Raw genomic sequence first — 9,889 nt, forward strand, 5'->3', positions numbered from 1 at the left:
GGGGGAGGCGTCCGGCCCGCGCGGCTCTTCGAGCCGCAGGGTTGCAGTCATGTTTTATCGCGTGCCTTTGGGCAATCCGACAGGGCCGTCTCTACCCTAATAGGACGGAACTGCCCTACGCGGGCGGCGTCCGGCCAATAAGGCAAAGAGAACCCTAATAAAACGCCCGGTGGGCGCCCCGTCGGGACAGAGCGATGCTTGCGCATCGCTAAGGCCGCCTTGCTCCGTTTATTCCGAGAGGCAACGCAACTGAAGACCGTGGGCGCGGCGGTTCGCGCTGCCGGAATTTAGACTCTGCGTATTGAAAGTCAAAGACATGCCGTAAGTTCCGCTGATTGCAGAAGACCAACTGTACCCGCCGTTACCGACATGGCTCAGCGAGCCCGAAGTATTGAGGCGGAAGCCCGGGGCGGGGAAAAACGGTACGGAAGAGAACGCTTCCGGTTGGAAGAAACGACGCTGAAACTAAAAAACTTATACCCAAACACCATGAAAAAAACACTTTGTGCCGCATGGGCACTCGCCTTGCTGACCGCCTGCGGCGGCAGCGGCCGGCTGGTGGAAAATGCACAGACCCGACAACGCGTTGCCGAGCGAGTCGCCGAACGCGCGGACTGGCTGCCCGAACTCCCTGCCGAAGCGACCCCGCAGGAACGGGACGGCATGGAATTCCTCTATGCCTATATGCCCGTCGGAGATGTGGCCGACTATGCGCCGGAACTCTATTTGAGCAATGTCCGCGCATCGTTGCGGGCCGCCGGAGAGATGCCCTGGGGGAAGACCGTGCCGAACGACCTGTTTCTGCACTACGTGCTGCCCGTGCGGATCAACAACGAGAACCTCGACACCTCGCGCGTGACCTTCTATGAAGAGCTGAAAGACCGCGTGAAAGGGCTGAGCATGGAAGAGGCCATTCTGGAGGTGAACCACTGGTGCCACGAGAAGGTGATCTACACGCCAAGCGACGGCCGCACCATGTCGCCGTCGGCCGCCGTGCGGAATGCCCAGGGGCGGTGCGGCGAAGAGTCCACCTTTACCGTGGCCGCTCTGCGGGCCGTGGGGATTCCCGCGCGGCAGGTCTATACCCCGCGTTGGGCGCATACCGACGACAATCATGCCTGGGTCGAAGCGTGGGCCGACGGGAAGTGGTACTACTTCGGAGCCTGCGAACCGGAACCGGTGCTCGACATGGGGTGGTTCGACGGTCCCAGTAAGCGCGGGATGCTGATGCATACCAAAGTTTTCGGCGATTATGTCGGCGACGAGGAGGTGATCGGACGCACGCCGCTCCATACCGAAATCAACGTCACCCACAACTACGCGCCGGTGGCCACTGCGACCGTGCTGGTGCGCGATACGGCCGGTGCGGCGGTTCCGGGGGCATCGGTGGACTTCGGGATTTATAACTATGCCGAGTTCTATCCCGCCGTGCGCAAAAAGGCCGATGCCGAGGGGAAAACCACGATGACCGCCGGCTTGGGCGACATGCTCGTTTGGGCGACGGACGGGACTGACTTCGGATACGAAAAACTCTCGTTCGGGAAGCAGGATACGCTGGTGATCGTCCTGAACCGTCGGGGCGGCGCGGGCGAAAACTATGCCGCCGCGTTCGACATCGTTCCGCCCGTCGAAGGCAAGACTGAGGATCGGGTAACGCCGGAACAGCGGGCGGCCAACGGCCTGCGGCTGGCGCAGGAGGACTCGATCCGGAACGCCTATATCGCCGGCTGGATGTCCAAAGCGGATGCTTTCGCGCTGGCACAGCGGATCGGCGCCGATACGGCGCGGGTTTGGGACGTGATCGCGACGAGCCGCGGGAACTGGGCCGAGATCGCGAAATTCCTCACCGACGCGTCGCAGGCGGGCGAGCTGGAGACGGCTTTCGACCTGCTGGATGTCGTTTCGACCAAAGACCTGCAGGATACGCCGGCCGCTGTGCTCGCCGACCACCTGACCGGCGCGGTGGCTTATAAAGACCGGCCCTATTTCAAGGAGTATATCCTCAACCCCCGGGTGGGCCGGGAACTGCTCGTGCCGTACCGTGCGGCGCTGGCCTCCGAACCGGCGACCATCGAGGAGATTATCCTCAAGGCGAAGGGAGTGGAGCTGGCGGACAGCCTCAATCCGAGCCGGCTGCCGATCTCGGCTCTCGGGGTGCAGCGTTCGGGGATGGGCGACCGGGCGGCCCGCGACCGCTACTTTATCGCGATGGCCCGCACCAAAGGGATTCCGGCCCGGTACGAACCGGTGTCGGGGCGGTTGCAGTACTACGACCTTGCGGCGACGTGCGGTGTGGATGCGTGGCGGAACGTCGATTTCGACGGCGAACTGGCGGCGGCCTCGGCCGCTTCGGCTGTGCCGCGCGGGACGCTCATGGTGAACTACACGCCGAGCAAACACAACGACGATCCGAAATATTACAGCCATTTTACGGTGGCGAAATACCGGAACGGGCGTTACGAGACGATCGAGCTGAGCGATCCGGATGCGGATATGGGTGCTGCGGGCGCCTTGTCGTCGATTTTCCGGAAGCCGGTCACGTTGGAAACGGGGGATTATATGCTGGTGAGCGGCACGCGGATGGCCGACGGGACGGTGCTGAGCGAGGTGCGGTTCTTCCCGGTCGCGGCGGGCGAGCAGACGACGATCGATATGACGATGCGCGAGGATGACAAAGCCGTGCAGGTGATCGGCACGATGAATCCGGAGTCGAAGTTCGTGGCGCAGGGCGCGTCGGAACCGCAGTCGATTCTTTCGACTACCGGCCGGGGGTACTTCGTGCTGGCGCTGCTGGAGGCGAAGAAAGAGCCGACGAATCATGCGTTGCGCGACATCGCCGCTCTTAAGGCCGAACTGGAACAGTGGGGCCGGGGACTGGTGTTCCTCTTCCCGACGGCGGAACAGTTGGCGGCATTCGATGCGTCGGAGTTCGGCGAGCTGCCGGGTACCATTACCTATGGTGTCGACAAAGGCGGCGAAGTGGCCGGAATGTTGCAGCAGTCGCTGGAGCTCTCGAACATGAACAATCTGCCGGTTTTTGTGGTGGCCGATACGTTCGGCCGGGTGGTCTTCGTATCGCAGGGCTACCGGATCGGGCTGGGCGAGCAGATGATGAAGGTGATCGGTTCGCTGTAGGGCGGTTTTTGCCGACTGAAAATCTATCGAGGGCATCCCCGGCCGGGGATGCCCTCGATTTTATTGCGTGCAGACTCTTCGATAAAGCTCTGTCATGGCCGATGTGGCGAACGGTTCGCCGAACAGCAGCATCCGGGCGGCAGAATCGATGAGTATGGTGTTGTCTAACAGTTCATGCGGAACGGTCGCGTTGTCGATCAGGAATTGTTTCTCGGGGTCTGCCACCACCAAGAAATCGGAATACAACGTATCGCGGTGCAGGCTCATGCGGCGGAAGGTCTCGAAATCATCGCCCCGGAACAGTATGACATAGGCCAGTGCCGGGCTTTTCGGTAGTTCGGCGGCGTGCCGGTTCCATTCTTGCAACTTGAACCGGCAGACATCGCATGTCTCGTCCAGATAGGTCAGGGACAGGTAACGGTATTGCTGCTTGATTTGTTTGAACGGAACGATCGAATCGGCACTCCGGGTCGGCGCTGCCGCCAGTCCGCTCAGATCGAGTTGCTTGCCTTGATAAGCACGAAATAATTTCAACCGCGGCGAATCGCCGGAGCCGCAACCGACGAGTAAGAAAAACGCGAGGAGCAGTCGTAAACGCATCATGCGTCCGGCAGGTTGAATTCGAAAAAGACCAGTACCGGGTTGGCGTCGTCGTCCGTTTCCGTGACCAGGCGCAGCAGGTCGGGATTGGATATCTTCTGTTCCCCGGATTGGTGTCGCCCTTTGAGGTAATCCCAGTTATCCGGCCCCAGCGTGCCGATGAAACGGTTGCCTTCGACGGCCAAAGTCCAACCTGTGATCGGATAATTATCTTTGATTTGGAAGAGTCGATTATGCTGTTTGTCATATAAATAGCGTTTCCCTTTATCGTTATCTATAGTTTCGATCAGTATTTGATCTTTGCCGACGAACAGGGTTTGCAGCCAGGTGTATTTCCCGTCGGAGAAGCCGTTCCGGATTTCGGACAGCGACATTTTCCGGTCTTTTTGGTGCCAGATGGAGCGGGGCTGGTCGATCACGTAAGCGACCCGTGCGGTGGAGTCGTTGATGAATCGGTAGACCGAGTCGCTCCACGGCGGCAGAAAGAGGGTTTCGGTCGAATCCCACGACTGTAGGAATGCTTTCATTCCGAATGTAGTCTGTTGCAGGGGAGTCTGGTGAAATCCTGCGCGGAGGACGTCGTGTTCCGTTCCGATGCAGAGTGTGGCCGAACCGAGATCGGTATGTTTGTTTTGTTGGGGATGGTAGTAGGAGAGCATGCGTCCGTTGAAACGGGTCCAGTCGTAGATGTTGATCGGGCGCGGAATCTTTTTCAAAAACTGACCGTCGAGGTCGTAAATCAGCATTTGAGGGGCCAGCCGATCCTGTACCCAAAGCCGGTCGCTGTCGATCGCGAGGGTCAGCAGTCCCATGTATTCTCTCGGTCCCTTGCCGCGATCGTCGATTTTTTTCAGACAGTTTCCCTGCCGGTCGTAGATGAATAATTTTCCGGCAGTCCAGTCGAGGATATAGAATCGGTCGTTGTGCATGCGCATCTGAGTGATGTCGGCGATGTAGTTCCTCCCTTTGGACGACAGTTCCAGAAACGTGATGCGGCACTGCTGCGGATCGGAGACGTCGATTTCTCCGTCGATCCGGTCGGTGCGGATAACGATGGCGCCGCTGTCGGAGGTGGCGATGGCGGGCAGGTCGCCGAATACGAGTTGTTCCTGCGGAGCTTGTTTGCCTCCGCAGGCGCATAGCCCGAAGAGGGCGAGTGACAGTAGTGGTAGAGGTCTGAACATGGTGAATGAGTATTGTTGAATTGAAATAGGTTTCACAAGGTTTCAAACCTTGTGAAACCTATCATGATTAATTGTTAGAGGCAATTTGTACCATTCCAACAGTTACCGCCACCGCCGGAGCACACGACCTGTCCTCCGCTGGTGCCATCCGGCCTTCTACAGGTGACTGTAGAAGGCCACCAATTGCCAGAGGTGTTGTCTTTTGGATCTCGTTTCCAATGCTCTCCACCGAAATAGAAATCCAATACATCATCGTCGGGGAAGTCGAAGTCCCGAATTGCCCCAAGAGCTTCGATGTTGGATAATGCCAAATCCGATGCTTGCTCTTCGGGTTGTGCCAACAGGTAGTTGGCGATGGCCGCGCCTGTCAGCAGCAGGCCGCCTCCGAGGGCGGATTCATAGTAAAAAAACTTGAAAAGGTTAATGAAAATGAATCGTAACCGCCATATGGCGGATTATGCTTCTAAATTAATAGTTAAACGGATGAAGTCAAAATGTTTTATGCTTTTTTATTTAGTGAATTTTTAAAATTGAAGTTCGTTTTTTCGATGTTTTCTGCCTCTAAGATACGCCGTCCAATGCACAAAAACAAGGATTTTTATCTTGTGCTCTTTGCGGGAGATGGGGCGCAATGAAAAAAGATTGCGCGAAAAAAGGTATCTTTGTCTTTTCCGGTAATTCTGAAATACCTCCTTTATGAAATCGAAAAGAAACTACCCCCTGTTGGTGCTCAAGGGTATCGGGATGGGGGCCGCAGATGTGATTCCGGGCGTCTCGGGCGGGACGATCGCCTTTATCACCGGAATTTACGAAGAACTGGTCGGGGCCATCCGCTCGTTCGACCTCACGGCTTTGCGGCTGCTCGGACGGTTCGACCTGCGCGGATTCTGGCGCCATATCCACGGAGGGTTTCTCTTCTCGGTGCTGGCCGGCATCGCCATCTCGATCTTCTCGCTCGCCAAACTGATGAAATACCTGCTGGAGAGCTATCCGATCTTCGTCTGGTCGTTCTTCTTCGGACTGATCATCGCCTCGTCGTGGCTCGTGGCGCGCGAGGTGAAACGGTGGGGGATCGGCACCGTCGTCGCATTGGCGGCCGGAACGGTGGCCGCCTATGTGATTACGGCGCTCAGCCCGGCGACGACGCCGGATGCATGGTGGTTCATCGTGCTCTCGGGAGCGGTGGCCGTCTGTGCCATGATTCTGCCCGGGATTTCGGGGGCTTTTATCTTGCTTTTGCTGGGCAAGTACGCCTATATTATCGGGGCGGTGTCGACCTTTGATGTGCCGGTGCTGCTGCTGTTCGCCGTGGGGGCGGTGGTCGGCATCGTCAGCTTCTCGCACCTCCTTTCGTGGCTGCTGGCCAGGTATCACGGGGTGACGGTGGCGTTGCTGACCGGTTTCATGGTGGGGTCGCTCAACAAGATATGGCCGTGGAAACGGGTGGTGGAGACCTATACGAACAGCCACGGCGAGGTGTTGCCGCTGGTGGAGCGGAATGTGCTGCCGGGGGCGTATGAGCAGCTGACCGGGCAGCCGGCGCTGTTGAGCTGGGCCATCGTGTTTATGGCGGCGGGATTCCTGCTGATCTGGGGGATCGAACGCGGAGCGGCCGCGCTGTCGCGGCGGCGGGCGGCGGAACAGGAGGCTGATAAGCATTAAGAGACGATGAAAAGATACGGATTGATCGGTTTTCCGCTCGGGCACTCGTTCTCGGCCGGGTATTTCGCGGAGAAGTTCGCCGCGGAGGGGTTGCAGGGAGTGTGTACGTATGAAAACTTTCCGGTGGAGCACATCGAAAAGTTGAGGCGGGTTTTGCCGGAGGATATCCGAGGGTTCAATATCACCATTCCGCACAAGCAGCATATCCTGCCGCTGTTGGCCGAGATCGATCCGGAGGCTGAAGCGGTGGGGGCGGTCAATTGTGTGCGGGTGGCGGCCGACGGCTCGTTCCGGGGCTACAATACGGATGTTTATGGCTTTGAGCTGTCGTTGCGGGAGATGCTGCGGACTTTTCCGGGCGAACTCTCGTCGCTGAAAGCATTGGTGCTCGGGACGGGCGGTGCGGCGCAGGCGGTGCATTATGTGTTGAACAAACTGGGGATTGCTTACGTCGAAGTCTCGCGGACGGCGGCGGGAGCGACTCGGCTGGCCTATGAACAATTGACGCCGGAGATCGTGGCGGATCACCGGCTGATCGTCAATACCACGCCGCTGGGGATGCACCCCAACCGGGATGCCCGGCCGGCTCTGCCTTATGAGCGTATCGGGGCGGGGCATTACCTCTACGACCTGATCTACAATCCGGCCGAGACCGCTTTTCTGCGCGAGGGCCGACGGCGCGGAGCGTGGGTGAAGAGCGGGCTGGAGATGCTGGTGCTCCAGGCGGAACGGAGCTGGGAGATCTGGAACGGATGACCTCGAAGGCGGGGCAGAGGCATGCCGTCCGTCCGAAACTGAAAATAAATGAACTCAAACGATAAACGATGAAACAGAGTACCGGCCTGGCGGCCGCATTGCTTATGACCACACTATTGACCACCGGTTGCGGCGCCGACCGCAACGCAAAAGATGCACAGGCGGAGAATTTCCAATGGCAGATCGACCGATTCGACGACATCAACGTCCTGCGCTATCGGGTACCCGATTTCGACAGCCTCACCCCGCGGCAGAAACAGTTCGTCTACTACCTCGGTCAGGCCGCCCTCTGCGGACGGGACATCCTCTATGATCAGAACTGCAAGTACAACCTGCCGGTGCGGCGGACGCTCGAAGCGATTTACACGACCTACGACGGCGATAAGGCCACCGAACAGTGGCTCGCGTTCGAGAAATACCTCAAGAAAGTCTGGTTCGCCAATGGCGTGCATCACCACTATTCCGGCGACAAGTTCACCCCGGAGTTCAGTGCGGAGTATTTCGACACCCTGCTGGCCGCTACGCCTGCGGACAAGTTCGGTGATATTCGGGGGACGCTGCTCGATACCGTCAAGGCCGTGATTTTCGACCCGACGCTCTATCCGAAGCGGGTCGACCAGACCGCCGGCGTGGATATGATCGCCGCATCGGCCTGCAACTACTACAGCGGGGTGACCCAGCAGGAGGCCGAGGCTTTCTACACGGCCCTGACCGACACCACCGACCGGCAGCCGGTCTCTTACGGACTGAACAGCCAGCTCGTCAAGGGGCCCGACGGGAAGATCGCCGAACGGGTCTGGTCGGCCGACGGGATGTACGGGCCGGCGATCCGCGAGATCGTCAAATGGCTGGAACGGGCTGCCGAGGTGGCCGACACGCCGGAACAGGAGGCCTATACCCGGACGCTGATCGACTACTACAAGACCGGAGACCTGAAACGTTTCGACGACTACAACGTGGCCTGGGTGCAGGACACGAAGTCGACGGTGGACTATGTGAACGGATTTATCGAAAACTACGGCGACCCGCTGGGTTACAAGGCCTCGTGGGAGTCGACCGTGAACTTCAAGAACATCGAGGCGACCAAGACGACTCAGATCATCAGCGACAACGCCCAGTGGTTCGAAGACCACTCGCCGATCGACCCGCAGTATCGCAAACCGCACGTCAAAGGGGTTTCGGCCAAGGTGATTACCGTGGCGATGCTGGGCGGCGACTGCTATCCCGCCACGCCGATCGGGATCAACCTTCCCAATGCGGACTGGATCCGGCGCGACCACGGCTCGAAATCGGTGACCATCGCCAACATTACGGCGGCTTACGATGCGGCTGCGGCAGGGAACGGCTTTGCCGAAGAGTTTATCCTGCGGCCCGAAGACCGCGAGCTGCGTGCGAGGTGGGGGACGGTGGGGAATAACCTGCACACCGACCTGCACGAGTGTCTGGGGCACGCCTCGGGACAATTGGCCGAAGGGGTGCGGGGCGACGAGCTGAAAAACTACGGCTCGACGCTCGAAGAGGCCCGGGCGGATCTGTTCGCCCTCTACTACATGAACGATCCGAAGCTGGTCGAGCTGGGGGTGATTCCGACGCTCGACGTGGCGAAGGCCGAGTACAACAACTACATGATGAACGGTCTGATGACGCAGCTGACGCGGATCGAGCCGGGCAAGAATATCGAAGAGGCGCATATGCGTAACCGGGCGTTGATCGCCGGTTGGGTCTACGAGCGGGGCAAGGCGGACCGGGTCGTGGAGTTTGTCACCGAAGAGGGGAAAACGTATGTGGTGGTGAACGACTACGCGAAGTTGCGGGAGCTGTTCGGCGAGCTGCTGCGGGAGATTCAGCGCATCAAGTCGGAGGGCGATTTCGAGGCGGGGATGGAGCTGGTCGAACGGTACGGCGTGAAGGTCGATCCGACGCTGCACGGCGAGGTGTTGAAACGGTATGCGGCATTGAATATCGCGCCTTATTCGGGCTTCGTGAATCCGCGGTATGTGCCGGTGCTTGACGAGGGGGGAGCCATGACGGATGTCCGGATCGAATATCCGACGGATTATGTGGATCAGATGTTGACCTACTCGTCGGAGTACTCGTTCCTTCCGAACCGGAACTGATCGTTTAGACAGGACGGCTGTAATGCTTGCGTCTTGCGGCGCGTGAGGCGCGCGAATAAAGATTTGGGCCGACTCAGCCGCAGCGAAACGCAAGTTTCGCCCGTCCACGGGACGTGGGGCCCGCTTGGCCGACGCGTTCGCGTCATGGCGCGCGGCCGTTATTATGTTCTAACTACTCGTGTGCCACGCTTAAAGGCGATTCAACGATTTCGGCGATGAGCCGAAAGAGAATGAATCGCGTAAGGCGCGCGAACAGAGAACGGTGTGAAGATTTGGGCCGACCCAGCCACAGAAATGCGAAGCATTTCCCGTCCACGGGACGTGGGGCCCGGCCGGCCCGAGGCCAGTTCCCTCCCATAGGAAAAGTCGCCCGCCCCGCTTAAAGAGGGATTTCGCTCGTTTTGCGGTGAGCAAAATGAGATGAAATCCCAGCGG

Annotated in this window: 6 protein-coding genes; 4 read left to right on the plus strand and 2 right to left on the minus strand. The window is 59.0% G+C overall.

The window, feature by feature from the left end; all coding sequences use genetic code 11:
• Window positions 1–489 precede the first annotated feature (489 nt).
• Window positions 490–3,135 carry a transglutaminase-like domain-containing protein gene (locus tag QZ292_RS07780; protein WP_294600227.1) on the plus strand — a complete coding sequence of 882 codons (2,646 nt, stop codon included), beginning with the start codon at window positions 490–492 and terminating at the stop codon, window positions 3,133–3,135.
• A 60-nt stretch (window positions 3,136–3,195) separates the two neighbouring features.
• On the opposite strand, the gene QZ292_RS07785 is transcribed toward QZ292_RS07780, so the two are convergent.
• Together QZ292_RS07785 and QZ292_RS07790 are read right to left on the minus strand one after the other, a co-directional pair.
• The gene (locus QZ292_RS07785) at window positions 3,196–3,738 is read right to left on the minus strand and encodes a hypothetical protein (protein WP_294600229.1); all 543 of its coding nucleotides are present in this window, start codon (window positions 3,736–3,738) and stop codon (window positions 3,196–3,198) included.
• A complete protein-coding gene (locus QZ292_RS07790) occupies window positions 3,735–4,919 on the minus strand; it encodes a 6-bladed beta-propeller (RefSeq protein ID WP_294600232.1) in 1,185 nt (394 codons plus the stop codon). Before QZ292_RS07790 ends, QZ292_RS07785 begins: the two co-directional genes overlap by 4 nt.
• Before the next feature lie 696 nt (window positions 4,920–5,615).
• On the opposite strand from QZ292_RS07790, the gene QZ292_RS07795 reads away from it, so the two are divergent.
• The 3 genes from QZ292_RS07795 to QZ292_RS07805 all read left to right on the plus strand — a co-directional run bounded on the left by QZ292_RS07795 (window position 5,616) and on the right by QZ292_RS07805 (window position 9,454).
• Entirely contained in the window at window positions 5,616–6,581 is a 966-nt protein-coding gene (locus tag QZ292_RS07795) for a DUF368 domain-containing protein (RefSeq protein ID WP_294600236.1), read from the plus strand.
• 6 nt (window positions 6,582–6,587) lie between these two features.
• A complete protein-coding gene (locus QZ292_RS07800; protein WP_294600238.1) occupies window positions 6,588–7,337 on the plus strand; it encodes a shikimate dehydrogenase in 750 nt (249 codons plus the stop codon).
• Window positions 7,338–7,405: 68 nt separating this feature from the next.
• Window positions 7,406–9,454 carry a dihydrofolate reductase gene (locus QZ292_RS07805; RefSeq protein ID WP_294600241.1) on the plus strand — a complete coding sequence of 683 codons (2,049 nt, stop codon included), beginning with the start codon at window positions 7,406–7,408 and terminating at the stop codon, window positions 9,452–9,454.
• Window positions 9,455–9,889: the final 435 nt, after the last annotated feature.

Source organism: uncultured Rikenella sp. (assembly GCF_910577125.1).
Lineage (GTDB): Bacteria > Bacteroidota > Bacteroidia > Bacteroidales > Rikenellaceae > Rikenella.

Excerpts from the sequence above, each read along its gene's own strand:
- QZ292_RS07800 (WP_294600238.1), top strand. The coding sequence starts at position 6,588 with ATGAAAAGATACGGATTGATCGGTTTTCCGCTCGGGCACTCGTTCTCG.
- QZ292_RS07795 (WP_294600236.1), top strand. The coding sequence starts at position 5,616 with ATGAAATCGAAAAGAAACTACCCCCTGTTGGTGCTCAAGGGTATCGGG.
- QZ292_RS07790 (WP_294600232.1), bottom strand. The coding sequence starts at position 4,919 with ATGTTCAGACCTCTACCACTACTGTCACTCGCCCTCTTCGGGCTATGC.
- QZ292_RS07780 (WP_294600227.1), top strand. The coding sequence starts at position 490 with ATGAAAAAAACACTTTGTGCCGCATGGGCACTCGCCTTGCTGACCGCC.
- QZ292_RS07785 (WP_294600229.1), bottom strand. The coding sequence starts at position 3,738 with ATGATGCGTTTACGACTGCTCCTCGCGTTTTTCTTACTCGTCGGTTGC.
- QZ292_RS07805 (WP_294600241.1), top strand. The coding sequence starts at position 7,406 with ATGAAACAGAGTACCGGCCTGGCGGCCGCATTGCTTATGACCACACTA.